Below are 17,490 nucleotides of genomic sequence, written 5' to 3' on the forward strand. Positions count from 1 at the left end.
GCCAGCTTTTCTATAAATCCAACACAACCGACTTCGTTAAGCATAACAACCCAAATCGGGTCGTCCCAACCCACACTTGACTATCAGCATCGCAATAAAGACTCTGAACACCATACCGATCTACGTTTGATGCACTGGATGAAAAACGAAGATTGAGAAATGCGTTTTTTTGAGGACAAAAAATGCTCACCCCATTCTCAGACCCAACCCATACGGTTCCATCTGAATACAACATTGAAGATGTTAAGTAATTACCTCCTATCGATGACGCAACATCTGGAGAATGAATAAATCGGCGAAAATGATTCTTATCCCGATCAAAGCAGTTTAACCCATGCAATGTGGCCAACCACACCCGGTTTTGATTGTCAATAACAATAGAATTTATAAAATTATTGGACAACGACGTACTATCATTATCATCATTACTGAAAAGCGTAAAATTGCGCCCGTCGTACATGGCCAACCCACTGCCTTCAACCCCAAACCACATTAACCCGTTGTGATCCTGAGCAACAGACTGCACCGAAACGCCGGGCAATCCTTGCTCGATGGAAATTTTCTTAAACTTCACACTCCCGGATCCATATAATGAAAAACCAAACACGAGATTGAATCCGACCAATAGAATCCGTCGATAACCTGCCATTTTAAATACAATTAACGGTTACAAGCCGAAAACATGGACATTCATACGATTGACCAATACAAAACCTGATGTAAGTTAAGGACACATTGAGGCAGATAAAAGAAAGAAATATGATATTTTAGCCAAAAATTCAACCTTATGTCATCACGCACTTCACTGTTCATCCGCATTGGATCCATTTCAATGGGCATCATTGCGGCCATTCTTATCATCCAACTCTTTACGCACAGCACCTTACCAAATACCGAACAACCCGATCATTCGCAAATCATTCATGCCGCATTTCCGCTGCCGGAATCGGCCGATTTTTGCGGGGAAAAAGTGCCTTTGGACAGATACGATGTGCGCGAAGGACTGGATCGCGAAATACAGGTCAACGCTTTTTGGCACTCGCAAACCTTACTTTTCATCAAACGCGCGAACCGTTTTTTCCCCATCATCGAACCGATATTAAAACAAGAAGGTGTACCCGATGATTTTAAGTACCTAGCGGTCATTGAAAGCAGCCTCATGGTTCGCGCCCAATCTCCGGCCGGGGCGTCTGGCTTATGGCAGTTTATGACCGAAACAGCAAAATCCTACGGACTGGAAGTCAATAAAGAAGTGGATGAACGGTATCATATCGAAAAGAGTACCGCAGCCGCATGCCGCTATCTGAAAAGTGCCAAACAAAAATTGGGGACTTGGACCATGGCGGCTGCTTCATACAACGCTGGCATGGCCGGTGTCAACAAACAATTGACATTACAAAAGGAAGAGGATTATTACAACATCCTTTTCGGCGAGGAAACCGGACGGTACGTGTATCGAATTTTGGCCGTTAAAGAAATCATGTCGTACCCTGACAAATACGGATTCAACCTCACCGAATCAGACCTTTATGCCCCGATTACAACATCCTCTATCGAAGTGAGCGATGCCATTACCAACTTTGCCGATTTCGCCAAACAAAACGGCACCAACTATAAAACTCTAAAAAACCTAAACTCCTGGCTTAGAGATACAAAATTGACCAACTTAAGCAAGAAAACCTATCAGATTAAAATACCGCAATAATCAAGCACAACGACTGGTTTTCACAGACACTAAAAAGCCGACAATCATACGATTAGTCGGCTTTTATATTTTATTCACTTCTGCCCTTTGATACTCTCAACCCCTTCTTCCTGAAAATCGTCGTAGGTTGGTCGAGCCTCCATCACCGGCATCACGTCGGTTCTAAAAATGTCTTCTTTATTTTTGGGTCGATATTTCTCAAGCCACAAAAATCCTTCAAGCTTAACATCCTCAACCGGCAAAAATAATGGAGGATTCATATTCCCGGTTGGGGTCACGCGCATAATGATGCGATCGATGCGACGTTCTTTGAACATCAAGGTCATGTTACTGCTTTCGGCACGATTCACCCCAATAATGAGTTCCTTGTCCTTGGGGTGATAAATGGTTTGCCCGTTACCATCCACATCTATTTTATACAACTCATTGTTGCGAATGTAACCAATCATGTTCTTCCCTTTAATTTGATTGAACATCAAAAAAGTGGTATCCTCTGGTTGCACTACAAAGGCGGAATTTTCGAGCTCCACTCGTTCCAAAACCTCATTATGACTGAACATGGTAATGGTTTCGGCTGTGAGCTGACTGCCTTGCGCCCAAATCACCGGATCGTGATAAAAGGTATTGGTGGAGTCTTTTAAATTGAAAACCATTGAATCGCATCGTCCCTGTAAATCGGGTCGAAAAAACTTCACCTTGTAATAAGCCCTCACCAACTTGGTGCCCAATTCGGGGATGGTATCCATCCTCAGCGTATCGGCATGTAAATACAGCGTATCATTATTATACACCTGCAACAAACAGGCTTTACGTGTCGATAGCGCACTCTTGGTCAACTCATTATAGAGTCCGTAATTCCCCTTAATAATTACGTTATTGACCGAATCGGTCAACTCCATATTGCCATATACCTCGCCCAATCCCGAGCGACGATTGTAATTGATGGTATCGCCGGTGAGCACCTGCTCTTTGCCGGTAATCACACTTCGACGACGCAACTGAGAAAAATCAGTCTTGGTATCGTAATAACCGTCCTCCGAATATATCTTATTAATGCTATCAGAACTGATGATATCCGTTGGCCCCAAAATACTCACCACTTCGGTCACTGTATGATACTTCAAGGTATCGGAATAGATCGTGTATTGTGGGTTATACACCCTCACCGTCTCCTTAAAATGCACCATATCGGTGTTGGGATAATAATAACCCCAGTGACTCTCCAGCTTATTATCGCCACTCATCACCGTGCCACCATCAAAATAATAACCCACCTGCCCCAAACGATCGTAATCTAAGTTTTGGGTGGTCAGAGTCACATCGCCTTTGACCATGCGCACGTTATTGCGAACACGAGCCAGGTTCTGATTCCCGAGGTAATCCATATTGTCACCATACAAATGGATGGAATCGTTTTGAATGACATGGATATTGCTATAAGCCACCACCATGTTTGAATCGCGATAGAGATAAGCACTGTCACAATACATGATGGTATTGACATGCTTAAAACGGACATTGCCAAAAACTGCTTGAACTCCCTTGCCATACTTTGATTCATCGGCCTTAAGCACATCGGCTTTCTCAAGCTCAACACGAGTGCGACGTTGTGCAAACAACACCAGGGGCATCATTACCAACAAAATAGCCCACGCACGTAACCCCGAACGCAGCCTACAAAATGAACAGATTCGTAACATCCAGACTGTGATAATGACTTATTTTCCCCAACCTTCGTATTCAAATTCGCAATTCATCCACGCTTTATCTAACGAAACATAGGTCGAGCGCTGCTTTTCACGAATCCAGTTTTTCATGGTCTGTTCACGTTTGCGTGCCAGCAACGCGTTTTGTATCACCTGATAATCATCCTGCAAATTCGCACGATGGGGATCGGTTTTTTTCTTCAACAGATACATCTGATAAACCTCTTTCCCATTCTTATCCTTGGTCAATACAGGCGCTGTAACATCCCCTTCTTTCATTTTCTGCAGCTCACGAGCCAATTCGGGCATCCGCTCCAAATGGGTGATTTCAAATTTCGATGAATTGTTGTACTCATTCACCATCAAGCCACCATTGGCGCGGGTATCTTTGTCCATCGAAAAACGCAAAGCTGCTTCGTGAAAAGGCATCCCTTTTTCCTTCACCAACACCCCAATCGAATCCAATCGCAAACGGGCATTATCCCTGGCGACAGACGAAATTTTGGGCTTGATGAGAATGTGGCGAACGTTGATGCGCTCTCCCTTGCGGTCAAGCAATTGAATGATATGAAAGCCATATTCCGTCTCCACAATTTTCGACACCTTGTTTTTATCTTGAAGATTGAATGCCACGGTGGCAAACTCGGGCACAAAAGTCGATCGGGTAGCCCACCCTAAGTCTCCCCCGCGAGTTGCACTTCCTGGATCTTCGGAATAAAGCACTGCCAGGGTCGCAAAATCACGACCCTCATTAATTTGCTTCTGAAAATCACGCAATTGATCCTTCACTCGATCAATCTCTTTTTGCTCCACTTCGGGATAAACCGATATTTGCTGCACTTCGTACTGCGTCCCCACCATGGGTAGACTATCTTTATTGGCATCACGATAAAACAAACGTATTTCGGCTGGAATCACCTTGATGTTTTTCGTAATATCTCCTTGCATTCGCTGCGTCAGCATTTGATTACGAACCATCTCCATTTGCTCTCGCTTAATTTGAATCATCGATTTATTAAAATACTCCTCCAGTTTCTTTTGATCTCCAATTTGCTGGATGAAATAATTCATGCGACGATCAACCTCATTGACAACCTCATTTTCTCCAACCTCAATACTATCAAGCACAGCTTGATTGAGCATCAATTTCTGAATCAATTGTTCTTCAAGAATTTTGCATTTGGCATCGCCCGAGAAATTTACCCCCTCCATTAACGATTGTTGGTATTGATGCTCAATATCGGAACGCAAAATTGCTTTATCGCCCACAATAGCAATCACTTCATCAATCACATTACCCTGCGCCATCAGAGCATTCATCCCAAAAAACATCCCGAATAACGGGAGCATGATGTATTTCAACTTCATCTATCTTTCTCTTTATCGTATATTCTTTTATCAATCATCAATCTCTCAGAAAACCACTTCCGGGCATAAACCGTTGTGTCGGAGTAAATTTCTCAATAAACCAGAAACAACACCTATGAAGCACCACTCAGGCAATTACTAAGGCGGGTAAAGTTAGTAGAATTTCACAATTTTTTGTTCCAACCCCTCTTCGTACAAATCCTCTTCGAGTTGATGAATAAATTCAACACGCTTCTTATTCAATAAGATGCTTTTAATCCTTTCACTGGCATATTCCAATGGCGCTAATTCATCATCAAACACCACTTCATGCACCACCAAATAATATTTAAATTCCAAATCCTGATCGGTATAATAAAGCTGCGAACGTAATAACGCCGAAGGGTCGTCCACGCGATTGGGCAATTCCTTATTGATTTGGGAAAAGGGAATCCAGCGATCAATAAACTGATCAAATTTCTTGGCATTTTGAATACAATACCCTTCCACTTCTAACATATCTGCCGGTTTTTTGGAGCGAATAAATGGCTCAAACTGCTGAAGATTGGGTGCTGTCAATGGCATTTTTATGAAAATGCCTTTGATGATAACCTCCCTTAACGGGAAATTTTCCTTCATCTCGGCATAATAACGTTCTACTTCGGAACTCGTGATCATGGGCGCATACTTTTGCTCCAATAATTTTTGCTGATATTGATGAGTCAGCAATGACGTGCGATAGTCGTCCAATAATTTCTCGATGTTCTTTTCCTCTTCGGTCAAATTCAACTCTGCTTTACGCAATTGCAACTGTGTTTTGACCCAACGGGTAATGTAGTCCTGAACGAAAACAAGGCTGTCTTCTTTGGACATGTTATGAGGAACAGCTTCATACAAATCGCGCTGAGTCAATACTTTTCCTTCAATATCAACCACCGGAATATTGAGCGGATCATTTGATGACTGCCGACACGACGCGCTGAGAATCAACAAGCCAATGAGCCCTTGAAAGACAAAAATTCGAATCGATTTACTAAAACTTCGCATGACAAACGAATTGATTTTGGTGGCTCTAAATTTAGTTAAAATGAATCAGCGCTGAAAATATATAGACGATTCGTTTATCACACAACTAAAAATCACAAAAGCAGGCATAAAATCGAGCAATGCGCAAAAAATATCAACCAATAAAAACGAAGCCCCCGTCCTATATCTGCTCAAAGCATCAGGGGCGGGGGCTATATGGAAAGGGGCAAAAATCACTTTGCGTCAGTGCCTTTCATTTTACGCAAAGCCTTATAATTCACTTTGGGTCGATAGCGCTCCTTCAACGAAGCAATCCACTGTTTCTCAACCTCAACCTGATAATCACTCAACACCTGCCCCCTTATCTCACTTAACTCGTACAACCCCTCGGGGTAACTTTTCCCTGACAAGAGTGCCCGGTCATACCCCTTCGGGTAAGTCACATGTGCATCAGCCACTCCAAACACTTCTTTGTCTATCAATGGCTTATTTCCTTTAATGGCCTTCACCGATTCAACTTTTAACTGCGACACAGGCAATGCCATGGCCTTCACCAACGAGTCTGCTTCAGAGCGGCTCTTGTTAGCAATCAAATTCTTAACCACGTCGTAGACACTGTCGTTAGCACAGTAATAAAGCGAACCTTCCCATGAAACGGGCTTAGGATATGAAGCACGACGAAGGTTGAAAAAAGCTTCCAAACCAGCGGTATCTGCTGCTGCTTTGTTCCATATTTCAGCTTGACTTATTTCAAATATCAACAACCCATCATGATACTCCGATACCAAAAATCGATAATCTGGACGATTGTTGTAAAGATTTGCTTTCTCGTAATCGAGCAACTGTGCATGACAAAACTGTTCAAGTTGCTCATCGAGATCTGCACCATTCTTTGCGGACACCGGCCAGCTTTTCGACTGCAAATATTTAGCAAAGTCAGTTTGAGTCAACCGTTGCTTGGCAAAAACACAAACAGGATCGTTCATCAACATCACACGTGAATAAAAAATGGAATCGTTGATACTGTCTGTTTTAAGAACGCTTTTCAGCGGTTCAATTGCATTGGGATACGACTGAAACTGAAGCGTCTCTTTTAATCGACGCAGCACCGCTTGTTGACCGGCAAAAGCGCGTTCATCGGAGGCTATTCTTTTGCTGATTTCGTCCCGCATATTCTCAAATGATTCGATACCTCGATGGTCAATCCGTTTAATGATATGCCACCCGTATGGCGTCTTAATGGGCTGAGAAATATCACCATTGGCCTTCAGTTCAAAGGCTGGCGTTGCAAACTCAGGAATCATACGTCCGGGCGAAAACCATGGCATCTGACCATCATTCTCTGCTGATTGACGGTCGTCTGATAATTCTCGTGCCAGTTGCTCAAAATCAGCACCCTGCTGAATCAAAGCATAAATACTGTCGATGGAGGCTTTCGCTTTTTGTTCCTGCGCACCTTCGGCATTATAAGGATACATTTTCATGATATGAGACACCAAAATCTCCCCACGGGTGGGGCGCTTATCGTGTACCAGAATCAGATGATAACCAAATGCCGTACGCACCACACCTGACATTTGCCCCACAGGCGTTTGATAAGCTGCAGTTTCGAACGGATAAACCATTTGAAAACCTGAAAAATATCCTAAATGACCTTTATTTTGACGCGCCGAAGGGTCTTCGGAATGCGCTGAGGCCACATCGCTAAACGATTTTCCCTGGTCAATCATGGCCTTGAGTTCATGAATTCGCTGCCATGCCTTGAGCGTATCTTCAGGCGATGGGGTTTGACTCGGGAAACGAACCAAAACATGACTGGCATCTACCTCTAACTTCAATCGCTCATAGGCCTCTTCAATCACTAAATCTTCTGCACGCTTGTCTGTCAAATAAGGTTTCGCCAACTCATCACGATAATATGAGAACTCCTTTACAAATCCCTCTCGCTTGTCGTAACCCAGCCTCTCTGCTTCAATCACCTTCAACTTGTAATTGGTAAACAGATCTAAATACTCGTGCGGCGTCAATGGTGATTGACTCAATTGATTGTTTTTATGGTACACAAACTCGAACTCATCGAGAAAAAACTTTTGCTTATCAATCTCTAAAACAACGGTGGATTTCTGTTGACCCATCATCGATAAACAGGTCATGGCCGTCAGAAAAACTAAAAACAATCGTCTCATCTGTCTATTTATTTACAATAACACTACTTTAAAATTCAAACAAACACTACACTACAAAAATGGTCACATCTTCCTCGTAACTGTTTAATAAATTTCCTCACCAACGACATTCATAATCACACATAGCAAGTCACACACAATAACAGCACATCTGATGTGGACGCAAAGCCAACAATAATACAAACAGAAAACATTTGAACATCACGCTTTCAACGATGACTGAATGCACCCAACATTGGCTTCAATAGCCTTATGAACGTTAAAAAACGAATAGTATTACACCCAAACAACAAAAAAAGCCTGAAAAGACATGCTTCTCAGGCTTAAATATGGATAGTACAATATCGTTAACGATAATAATTGGGCGCCTCACTGGTAATGGTCACATCGTGAGCGTGACTCTCGGTGATACCGGCACTGGTGATTTTTGTGAACTGCGCTTTCTTAAGTGCATTGATATTAATGGCTCCGCAATACCCCATGCCGGCACGCAACCCACCAATCATTTGATAAATCACTTCATTCAACGTTCCTTTATAGGGAACTCGTGCCGAAATCCCTTCGGGAACCAGTTTTTTGATATCATCTTCAACATCCTGGAAATAGCGATCTTTGGAGCCTTGTTGCATTGCCTCAACAGAACCCATTCCTCGATAGCTCTTAAATTTACGTCCGTTAAATATGATGGTTTCACCGGGCGATTCGTCAACACCGGCAAACAACGAACCTGCCATCACACAATCGCCCCCGGCGGCAATGGCCTTCACAATATCACCCGAATAACGCAAACCGCCATCTGCAATCACTGGAACACCGGTGCCGGCAAGAGCACGGGATACATCGTACACCGCCGATAACTGTGGCACTCCCACTCCTGCAACAACCCGGGTGGTACAAATAGAACCGGGTCCAATTCCCACTTTCACAGCATCGGCACCGGCTTTCACCAAATCGAGTGCTGCTGCTGCCGTGGCAATATTTCCTACCACCACTTGTAAATTGGGATAACGACGCTTGGTCTCCTTCAACGTTTCAAGCACACCTCTACTATGTCCATGGGCTGTATCTATCACAATGGCATCCACATCGGCTTTCACCAACGCATCGATGCGCTCAAATGTATTAAATGTCACACCTACACCGGCAGCCACTCGCAAACGACCCTTTTCATCTTTACAGGCGAGTGGTTTATCTTTTGCCTTGGTTATGTCTTTATAAGTCACCAACCCTATGAGTTTGTTGTTTTTATCAACCACAGGTAGCTTCTCAATTTTATGGCGCTGCAAAATCTCAGCTGCAGCCTCAAGATCTGTACTTTGCTGCGTTGTCACCAATTTATCCTTGGTCATCACCTCGTCAATCAGACGTGACATATTACGTTCAAAACGCAAATCGCGGTTGGTCACAATTCCAACCAGGTAGCCATGCTGATCGACCACCGGAATACCTCCAATTTTATACTCCCCCATCAAACGCAGCGCATCACTCACGGTGCTTCCCGTTTTTATGGTAATGGGATCATAAATCATCCCGTTTTCGGCTCGTTTCACAATCTCAACCTGCTTGGCTTGTTGCTCAATGGTCATGTTTTTGTGAATCACTCCAATTCCTCCTTCACGGGCAATGGCGATGGCCAAACGCGATTCGGTCACGGTATCCATCGCTGCCGACACAATGGGCGTATTCACTTTAATGGTGCGGGTAAACATGGAACTCAGATCCACTTCGCGGGGAAGGACTTCGGAATATGATGGAATGAGCAATACATCATCAAATGTCAATCCGTCTGATACAATTTTATCTTCTATAAACGACATCGCTTGGTGTTTTTGGAATTGAAAAATTTTGGCAAAATTAGGCAATTTCCCGTCCCATACAACTCCAAATCGAATTTATTTTTCTGCACTCCCCAGTTCCTTCTAATCCAATGAATTCTAAAATCTCCAATAGCAGTTTCCACAACATCCACTAATGAATGCATATTGAAATCAATGTCGTTTAGTTAAGAGAAAAAGATGGCAGACGAAGAGACAGATGATGAGATAAAAACAGATGTTTAGATCCGTTCTCTTCGTCTCTTTAGTCTAATCTATCTGTATTTAGTCTAATCATCTTCTTGTCTCTTTTATGAATCGCACTAACTTAACGACATTGATATTGAAATACTCAATAGGATTAAAAAAGAAAACGCACCCTCAATGGATGCGTTTTAATGATCTTAAATCTGTATAAATCAAAAAGCAGTGATGATTGCCAAAAAGTCAGCCGCTTTCAACGAAGCTCCTCCAATCAAACCACCATCGACATCAGGATTTGCAAACAATTCTTTTGCATTGGCAGCATTACAGCTACCGCCATAAAGGATTGAGGTATTATTGGCTACAGCCTCGCCGTATTTTGCCACCAAAGTCTTACGAATAAAGGCATGCATTTCCTGTGCTTGCTCTGAGCTGGCCGTTTTTCCGGTTCCAATGGCCCAAACGGGTTCGTAAGCCAACACAATTTTCCCAAAGGCTTCGGCTGAAAGGTGGAACAATGCCTCTTCGATTTGTGATTTCACCACATCGAAATGCTTGTTCGATTCGCGCTCGGCCAATACTTCGCCAATACAGAAAATGGGGGTCAACCCGTTGGCAAGTGCCAAATCGGTTTTTTCTTTCAAAATGGCATTGGTCTCACCATAGTAGGTGCGACGCTCTGAGTGACCCAAAATCACATATTGAGCTCCGGTTGACTGAACCATTGAAGCTGAGATTTCACCTGTATAAGCACCCGAAACTTTATCGGCACAGTTTTGTGCTGCCACACCTATTTTCGATGCATCAACAGCTTTAACAACTTCGGTGATGTGGGTAAAAGGGGTACCCAATACAATTTTGCATTTGGGCGAAATGCCGGCCACCAGGCTATTCACTTCTTTAGCCAATTCAATCCCTTCCTGAAGGGTTTTGTTCATTTTCCAGTTTCCGGCAACAATGTTCTGTCTCATTTTGGTTTGTGTTTATAGAATTATTTATAACGAAAAATAATAGATATTCCGGCTAATAATAAAAAGAAGCAACTGAACAACATGATGGCATCACTCCGTTTGCGTAACATCGTGAGCGCCCCTTCAAGCGGATTGCTAAATATGGATGCATCCTGAATACGGTTTACATTCCACTTCCCGATAATTGTTCCATTCTGAAGCATCATCACCCCCGGGTTAGCGCGAGTAATGGTTCGAATGGTCGACTCATCTGCGGTCAAATACTGAAATCCGACTCCATATCGGGCATCAAACTTCGATATTTCATCATTGGCTGATGCCGTAATGATATAAAAACCAAACCCTTTCTCTTGTGCCAAAAAATGAAGTTTCACTACATTCTCCATATTCGTGGTATCAATCTTGGTCAATTTGGGGGCCAACATCACAAACACGGCACTTGGCGATTTGAGCAATAAATCGGTCACTTCTTCCTGTGCTGGCGTACTAATATGCAAATCCTTGATAGCGGGCACAAAACCCTCTTTTAATAGTGTCGTTTTGCTGCTCACATACACCCATGTAGAATCGGTATAGGGATAATCGTTTACACCAAATTCTTGTTGCACCCCATCTTTTTCCAATAAAAATCGGGTGTCATAAACCGGCTGTTCGGCATCGGCAGGGATACTCATGGCATGTGGAATATTTACCCCAACCTTAAATGGCCGAAAATCCAATATGGGCGTATCATAATAAGCATACCAACTGATGGTCAAAATAAAACACAAATTCAGCAACCCTACCAATGTACTGCGAACGGGGCTCAACACTGATGATATTTTGTCCCTCCCAACAAAAATCACAACAGCAAAGGGAAATAAAATCAGATTCTTAAAAAACGTCTGCCAATTGGTCAGCTTCACGGCCTCTCCAAAACAACCACAATCACTCACCGGATTAAAGATGGCAATCACTAACGTCAAAAGCGTAAAAAAAGCCATCAAAACCATCATGAGCCAAGACACCCATTTGATGCGCATTTGTAAAATCAAATGTATTCCTATCAGAAATTCCATGGCAGCCAAACCAATGGCCAAAAACTTGACCATTCCTTTAAAAAACTCTAAATGAAAAGCATACAAATAATCCGTCAATTGAATGGAACCACCAATGGGATCGACAGCCTTTACAAACCCTGAAAATATAAAGGTCAACCCTATTATCCAAAGACTTATAATGCGTATGGCTTTCATATCGAGGTCTATTTTGTTGGTTCAGGAAATTCCAGTTTGATCAACGCAAAAATCGCGTAATTTATCATGTCCTTATAATTGGCATCTATCCCTTCACTAATAAGTGTTTTCCCCTGATTGTCTTCAATCTGCTTGGTTCGATGCAATTTCATCAATATTAAATCAGTAAAAGAACTGATGCGCATTTTCCGCCATGCCTCATCATAATCATGATTCTTATCATCCATCAATGCCTTGGCGGTGTAAAGCTGTTCCAAATACATCGTCAATGCCTTTTGGGGATCCATCTCGGGCTGGTCGGCAATTCCCATTTGCAACTGTATGAGTGCCATGGCCGCGTAATTGACAATCCCGATAAACTCATCGCGTATTCCCTCGTTGATTCGGGATGACCCTTTGATTTCGATACTCCGGATACGCTGCGCTTTGATAAAGATCTGATCTGTCATCGAGCTGGGCCTCAAGATTCGCCAGGCCGTTCCATAATCAGTCATCTTTTTCTCAAAAATATCCTTGCATAACCCAATAACGTGGTCAAATTGTTGCGCTGTCTGTTGCGACATAATCAGGCAATTGATTAGCGGTAATGTAATGAATGATATCAGGGAATTCAATAACCCTTTTGGGTGTATTCCCCCGACAAATTATAGCGGGCTAAAATTATCAAAAATTGGGGGAGGCGGCAACAGATTGGCACATATTTCAAGATGGTGCATCACATTTGCAACTTTTCTGCTTCAGTCGCTCCCAATAATTCGGATTCAAACTAAGCCGTGCTCGCAAAGCAAATGGGAGACGATGATAAACTCGCCCTAAGCGGTATCCAAGCATCTTAGACAAATTATCCAATGCGGCTTTCAACAAATAATGTGGGGCATGCATCAATAGATAACGCACTTCAGAGACAATAAAACGCACGCCTTCTCCTGAAACAGTCCCAAATTGATCCCTTATCCAGGGCTGCGTGGCATGAAAAACGCCAATATCAAAGTAACGTTTCATTACTTCTAAAAAATTGTAATTATGAGAGTGATGAACCTGTGCATCTGCCACATAGACAATCTGCTTTTCTTTCAATATTAATTTTGCAGCCATACAGGCATCCTCTCCAAACACAATATCCGAAGGAAATCCTCCGTTCTGTCGCAGGTCACTCATTCGCCAGGCTGCAAAGGAATTGGACACAAAGCATGTCTTAAAACCATAGGTTTCAATCATGTGATGATCTTTAATTTGTGACCTGACCGGATAATTAAAAATTCGCGCATGCCGAGCTACGGCACTGGCATCATCATGTGGCAATTGTCGCCCGTAACTGCATGCCACTTCTGGGTTAATCTCGAACGGCTCCACCAACCGACTCAGGGCATCCGGCAAATCAAACATCACGTCTTGTGTCAAATACACAACCACATCACAATCGGATAACAAGGTGAGCGCCATGTTGCGAGTGCCGCCATGGTCAAACGCTGTCGGTGAAATCTCAACCACCTCCCACCCATACCGATGAGCCAATGCAACTGTCTGATCCGAAGAACCGGAATCCACAATAACGCGTCGATGACAGGTGTGACTTTGCTCTTCAATGGATCGAAGCAACTTCTCCCATTCTTTTCCGGCATTGAGCGTGGGAATAAAAAGACCTGTTTTCATCTTTTGTGGGTTGTTGTTTAACAAACGCTGAATCCGCTGTTTTGGTGTAAAGCTAAAACTTTTTACATATCAACATTACAACACTGCATTATTGGCATTCTTACGAATAAACGATATTTTCGTCGTCAAAACAACCACATGACTCGCATTGGCCTTCTGTCTGACACCCATGGTTATTTCGACCCCCGATTCTACGATTTATTCAAAGATGTGGATCAGATATGGCATGCCGGCGACATTGGCGCTTCGGATGTTCTAAAATCCATCACCGATTTCAAACCCTGCAGAGCCGTTTTTGGGAACATCGACGATGCCGCCTTACGTCACGAATTGCCCGAACATGAACGCTTTCGCTGCGAAGATGTGGACGTGTGGATGACTCACATTGGCGGATACCCGGGTAAATACGCCCCTGGCATTCGTCAACAAATGCAACTAAACGCACCCCGACTCTTTATCTCCGGCCATAGTCATATCCTCAAGGTCATAAACGATCCCTCCTTCAACTTACTACACATCAACCCGGGAGCTGCCGGTCTATCTGGCTTTCACGTGGTTCGAACCGCCGTTCGTTTTGTCATCGACGGCAGCAACATCCAAAACCTCGAAGTCATTGAACTAGGTTTCAGACGATAAACTTACATTTTCCCTTATTCGACTCATCTCTCCTACATAACAACAAGTTAAGTTATTATTATTCAAGCGCGATAACACCGCTTGATGAGGAATTATGAATTAAATCTTTTGTTGAATTGGACTGAGGTTTCTTCTTCTCACTGGCGATCATCATATCTCACTGCAATCAGTGTCAGTTCTTAGATGATCAAGCTAAGAAAGATGATTTAAGGCTGAGTAATCTGATTTCTATTGGAACACAGGTTTAAGGTTTCTCAAACTTACGTCATAATCTAAAAAAACGCGGCGTCCCTGTACCTCCGTGTTCATTTAAAAACTCGGAGCATATTCCTTCCAACTCTACATATCACAAACACCATCAGCGACCTCAATCAACTTCAAAATAATCCGGCTCGAGAACCTGATTTCGTATTATCTTCGCTCATGCCATCTAAACGCGCATTCCTACTTTTATTCTTATTGCCACGCCATCGCTTACCATGGACAAATTCAAACAGATACTAAAACAATACTGGGGTTACAACGATTTCCGCCCCTTGCAGGGCGACATCATTCAGTCCATCGCTTCGGGCAACGACACCTTGGGACTCATGCCCACTGGGGGGGGCAAATCACTCACCTTTCAGGTTCCCGGCATGGTGCTCGATGGCATCTGTATCGTCATCACACCCCTCATCGCCCTCATGAAGGATCAGGTCGCCAACCTATCCCGCAGGGGTATTAAAGCGCTGGCCATCCACTCCGGGATGCAAAGCAAAGAAGTCTCTATTGCTTTCGACAACGCCCTCTTCGGCGGTTACAAATTCCTTTACATCTCCCCCGAAAGAGCTGCATCTCCATTTTTTCGCGAACGCGTCACCCAACTCAACATTTCCATCCTGGCCATCGACGAAGCACACTGCATCTCGCAATGGGGTTACGACTTTCGCCCTTCATACCTCAAGCTGGCCGAATTGCGCGAAATTATTCCTCACGTCCCCGTGCTGGCTCTCACCGCAACTGCGACACCGCAAGTGGTCGACGACATTCAGGATAAACTCCGTTTCTCCCGCAAAAACCTCTTCCAAAAAAGTTTTGAACGCTCCAATGTCATTTACGTTGTGCGTCACTCTGAAAAAAAGGAAGAGCAACTGCTCAACATGCTCAATGCCATTCCCGGAAGCGCCATTGTTTACGCCCGCAACCGCAAGCAAACCAAAGAAATCGCTCAAATGCTCCTCCAGCAGGGCATTTCGGCCGATTATTTCCACGCAGGTCTCGACCACGACCTGCGCGATGAACGACAAAAACGCTGGACGCTCAACCAAACGCGTGTCATGGTCGCCACCAACGCTTTTGGCATGGGCATCGACAAACCCGATGTCCGACTCGTCGTTCACATGCAAGCCCCCGACTCCCTCGAAGCTTACTTCCAGGAAGCCGGTCGTGCCGGCCGCGACAGCCTCAAAGCATACGCCGTGCTCCTTTGGTCGCCTAACGATAAAACCAACCTTAACCGACAAGTCTCCACCGCATTCCCCGAACTCGATACCGTTCGCCGCGTCTACGAAGCCCTCGGTAACTTCTTTCAAATCGCCGTTGGTTCCGGTTCAGGAACCATTCACGACTTCAACATGGCCGCTTTTTGCCACAACTACCACCTCAGTATCTCCAACACGCTCAGCAGTCTCCGAATTCTCGAACGCGCCGGATACCTCGAGTTCACCGAAGACATCAACCTACCCTCCCGCATCATCTTCCTGTTGCAACGCGACGAACTCTACAAATTCCAGGTCGCCAATGCCGATCTCGACGCTTTCATCAAACTCCTGCTCCGCTCGTACACCGGCCTATTCACCGAATACGCTGCCATCGATGAAAACCTCATGGCTCAACGAACCGCCTCTTCGTTCGACACCATCTACCAATATCTCAAACGCCTCAACCAGGCTCGCGTCATCCACTACATCCCCCGCCGAAAAGGACCACAAATCACCTACTCACAACCTCGCGAAGACCTGCGTCACCTTACATTCTCAAAAGCCATCTATGCCGACCGGCTCAACATCTACCGCCAACAAGTCGATTCGGTCATCCTCTACGCCACCACCACTCACACATGCCGCAGCCGATTACTCCTCCACTATTTCGTCGAAAAAAACACCACCGACTGTGGCCGTTGCGACGTCTGCATCGACAAAAAAAAGACTGGCCTGCCCGACTCACAATTCAAATCCATCCAACAATCTATCCGACAACTCCTCACACAAACCCCCCTCACATACCCCGACCTCGTTCACGCCCTCAACATCCCAAGCCCCGACGTTGAAAAAGTAATTCGTTGGCTCGAAGACGTCGATCTCATCATCACAAACGCCAACAACCAATTAGAGTGGCTGGAATAATTCAACACTCCTCGTTACAAATTTCTACCCCTGCCTAAATCCCCCCCTAAACTCCACCATTCTAAACTCTTCAACTCTTCTTTTGGGCGTTCCCCCTCGGATCGGGCTCCGCTGCAATCCCTAACGCCTAATACCCAACAGCACCCCATCACAAACAGGCTTCACATCAAGCCCCCGATCCAACTCAATAAAAAACTCCGTGCCCCTCCGTGTCACCTCTGTGCACCTCTGTGTCACCCACCATTACACAGAGCCCCCCGAGAAGGCACTAAGACCCACCGAGCAACAATTCGTTCCATTAGTACTAATCGACGCAGTCGCTTTGCGAAGCATAGTTATCGTTGTCTTCGACACATTGCGAAGCAAAGAATTCGTATAATTCGTGTAATTCGTGTAATTCGCGGTTAAAAAAACTTTTTCTACCTGATCCCCTCGTGCACTTCGCGGATAAAAAAGTCTACAACGCAAAAAAGCCAGCTGATTACTCAACTGGCTTTTCTAAAAATCGGCGGCGACCTACTCTCCCACTTCTATGCAGTACCATCGGCGCGGCAGGGCTTAACTTCTCTGTTCGGAATGGGAAGAGGTGGAACCCCTGCGCTATAACCACCTTAATATTTTTT

Annotated in this window: 13 protein-coding genes and 1 rRNA gene; 3 read left to right on the forward strand and 11 right to left on the reverse strand. The window is 44.3% G+C overall.

Annotation, left to right across the window (positions count from 1 at the left end; all coding sequences use genetic code 11):
- Window positions 1–10: 10 nt before the first annotated feature.
- Window positions 11–649, reverse strand: coding sequence for a ligand-binding sensor domain-containing protein (locus tag LX69_RS13585; RefSeq protein WP_111446598.1), 639 nt, complete (start codon window positions 647–649; stop codon window positions 11–13).
- A gap of 138 nt (window positions 650–787) precedes the next feature.
- Here LX69_RS13585 and LX69_RS13590 point away from each other — a divergent pair, with 138 nt between their 5' ends.
- On the forward strand, window positions 788–1,705 hold the full coding sequence (locus LX69_RS13590; RefSeq protein ID WP_221621362.1) for a lytic transglycosylase domain-containing protein: 918 nt from the start codon (window positions 788–790) through the stop codon (window positions 1,703–1,705).
- 74 nt (window positions 1,706–1,779) lie between these two features.
- On the opposite strand, the gene LX69_RS13595 is transcribed toward LX69_RS13590, so the two are convergent.
- The 9 genes from LX69_RS13595 to LX69_RS13635 form a co-directional block, all read right to left on the reverse strand.
- A complete protein-coding gene (locus LX69_RS13595; RefSeq protein WP_111446599.1) occupies window positions 1,780–3,405 on the reverse strand; it encodes an OstA-like protein in 1,626 nt (541 codons plus the stop codon).
- An 18-nt stretch (window positions 3,406–3,423) separates the two neighbouring features.
- On the reverse strand, window positions 3,424–4,779 hold the full coding sequence (locus LX69_RS13600; RefSeq protein WP_111446600.1) for a peptidylprolyl isomerase: 1,356 nt from the start codon (window positions 4,777–4,779) through the stop codon (window positions 3,424–3,426).
- 153 nt (window positions 4,780–4,932) lie between these two features.
- The gene (locus LX69_RS13605; RefSeq protein ID WP_111446601.1) at window positions 4,933–5,805 is read right to left on the reverse strand and encodes a hypothetical protein; all 873 of its coding nucleotides are present in this window, start codon (window positions 5,803–5,805) and stop codon (window positions 4,933–4,935) included.
- 212 nt (window positions 5,806–6,017) lie between these two features.
- Window positions 6,018–7,970 (reverse strand): peptidylprolyl isomerase, encoded by a 1,953-nt coding sequence (locus LX69_RS13610; RefSeq protein WP_111446602.1) that lies wholly within the window; start codon window positions 7,968–7,970, stop codon window positions 6,018–6,020.
- Window positions 7,971–8,317: 347 nt separating this feature from the next.
- Window positions 8,318–9,787, reverse strand: coding sequence for an IMP dehydrogenase (gene guaB / locus LX69_RS13615; RefSeq protein WP_111446603.1), 1,470 nt, complete (start codon window positions 9,785–9,787; stop codon window positions 8,318–8,320).
- A gap of 416 nt (window positions 9,788–10,203) precedes the next feature.
- Window positions 10,204–10,959: a triose-phosphate isomerase gene (tpiA, locus tag LX69_RS13620; RefSeq protein ID WP_111446604.1), complete on the reverse strand. Its 756-nt coding sequence runs from the start codon at window positions 10,957–10,959 to the stop codon at window positions 10,204–10,206.
- Between the two features lie 20 nt (window positions 10,960–10,979).
- Window positions 10,980–12,194: a BT_3928 family protein gene (locus tag LX69_RS13625; RefSeq protein WP_111446605.1), complete on the reverse strand. Its 1,215-nt coding sequence runs from the start codon at window positions 12,192–12,194 to the stop codon at window positions 10,980–10,982.
- An 8-nt stretch (window positions 12,195–12,202) separates the two neighbouring features.
- The gene (locus LX69_RS13630) at window positions 12,203–12,757 is read right to left on the reverse strand and encodes a DUF1599 domain-containing protein (RefSeq protein ID WP_111446606.1); all 555 of its coding nucleotides are present in this window, start codon (window positions 12,755–12,757) and stop codon (window positions 12,203–12,205) included.
- Window positions 12,758–12,896: 139 nt separating this feature from the next.
- Window positions 12,897–13,847 carry a glycosyltransferase family 2 protein gene (locus LX69_RS13635; protein ID WP_111446607.1) on the reverse strand — a complete coding sequence of 317 codons (951 nt, stop codon included), beginning with the start codon at window positions 13,845–13,847 and terminating at the stop codon, window positions 12,897–12,899.
- A 138-nt stretch (window positions 13,848–13,985) separates the two neighbouring features.
- Between LX69_RS13635 and LX69_RS13640 the strand changes: the two genes are divergently transcribed.
- The gene (locus LX69_RS13640) at window positions 13,986–14,483 is read left to right on the forward strand and encodes a metallophosphoesterase family protein (protein WP_111446608.1); all 498 of its coding nucleotides are present in this window, start codon (window positions 13,986–13,988) and stop codon (window positions 14,481–14,483) included.
- A 479-nt stretch (window positions 14,484–14,962) separates the two neighbouring features.
- On the forward strand, window positions 14,963–16,867 hold the full coding sequence (locus LX69_RS13645) for a RecQ family ATP-dependent DNA helicase (protein ID WP_111446609.1): 1,905 nt from the start codon (window positions 14,963–14,965) through the stop codon (window positions 16,865–16,867).
- 503 nt (window positions 16,868–17,370) lie between these two features.
- Here the strand turns inward: LX69_RS13645 and rrf are convergent.
- Window positions 17,371–17,481 (reverse strand): 5S ribosomal RNA (gene rrf, locus LX69_RS13650).
- Window positions 17,482–17,490 lie beyond the last annotated feature (9 nt).

The sequence above is a fragment of the Breznakibacter xylanolyticus genome, from assembly GCF_003254275.1.
Lineage (GTDB): Bacteria > Bacteroidota > Bacteroidia > Bacteroidales > Marinilabiliaceae > Breznakibacter > Breznakibacter xylanolyticus.

Excerpts from the sequence above, each read along its gene's own strand:
- LX69_RS13590 (WP_221621362.1), top strand. The coding sequence starts at position 788 with ATGTCATCACGCACTTCACTGTTCATCCGCATTGGATCCATTTCAATG.
- LX69_RS13645 (WP_111446609.1), top strand. The coding sequence starts at position 14,963 with ATGGACAAATTCAAACAGATACTAAAACAATACTGGGGTTACAACGAT.
- LX69_RS13630 (WP_111446606.1), bottom strand. The coding sequence starts at position 12,757 with ATGTCGCAACAGACAGCGCAACAATTTGACCACGTTATTGGGTTATGC.
- LX69_RS13610 (WP_111446602.1), bottom strand. The coding sequence starts at position 7,970 with ATGAGACGATTGTTTTTAGTTTTTCTGACGGCCATGACCTGTTTATCG.
- LX69_RS13605 (WP_111446601.1), bottom strand. The coding sequence starts at position 5,805 with ATGCGAAGTTTTAGTAAATCGATTCGAATTTTTGTCTTTCAAGGGCTC.
- LX69_RS13595 (WP_111446599.1), bottom strand. The coding sequence starts at position 3,405 with ATGTTACGAATCTGTTCATTTTGTAGGCTGCGTTCGGGGTTACGTGCG.
- LX69_RS13600 (WP_111446600.1), bottom strand. The coding sequence starts at position 4,779 with ATGAAGTTGAAATACATCATGCTCCCGTTATTCGGGATGTTTTTTGGG.
- LX69_RS13625 (WP_111446605.1), bottom strand. The coding sequence starts at position 12,194 with ATGAAAGCCATACGCATTATAAGTCTTTGGATAATAGGGTTGACCTTT.
- guaB (WP_111446603.1), bottom strand. The coding sequence starts at position 9,787 with ATGTCGTTTATAGAAGATAAAATTGTATCAGACGGATTGACATTTGAT.
- LX69_RS13585 (WP_111446598.1), bottom strand. The coding sequence starts at position 649 with ATGGCAGGTTATCGACGGATTCTATTGGTCGGATTCAATCTCGTGTTT.
- LX69_RS13640 (WP_111446608.1), top strand. The coding sequence starts at position 13,986 with ATGACTCGCATTGGCCTTCTGTCTGACACCCATGGTTATTTCGACCCC.
- tpiA (WP_111446604.1), bottom strand. The coding sequence starts at position 10,959 with ATGAGACAGAACATTGTTGCCGGAAACTGGAAAATGAACAAAACCCTT.
- LX69_RS13635 (WP_111446607.1), bottom strand. The coding sequence starts at position 13,847 with ATGAAAACAGGTCTTTTTATTCCCACGCTCAATGCCGGAAAAGAATGG.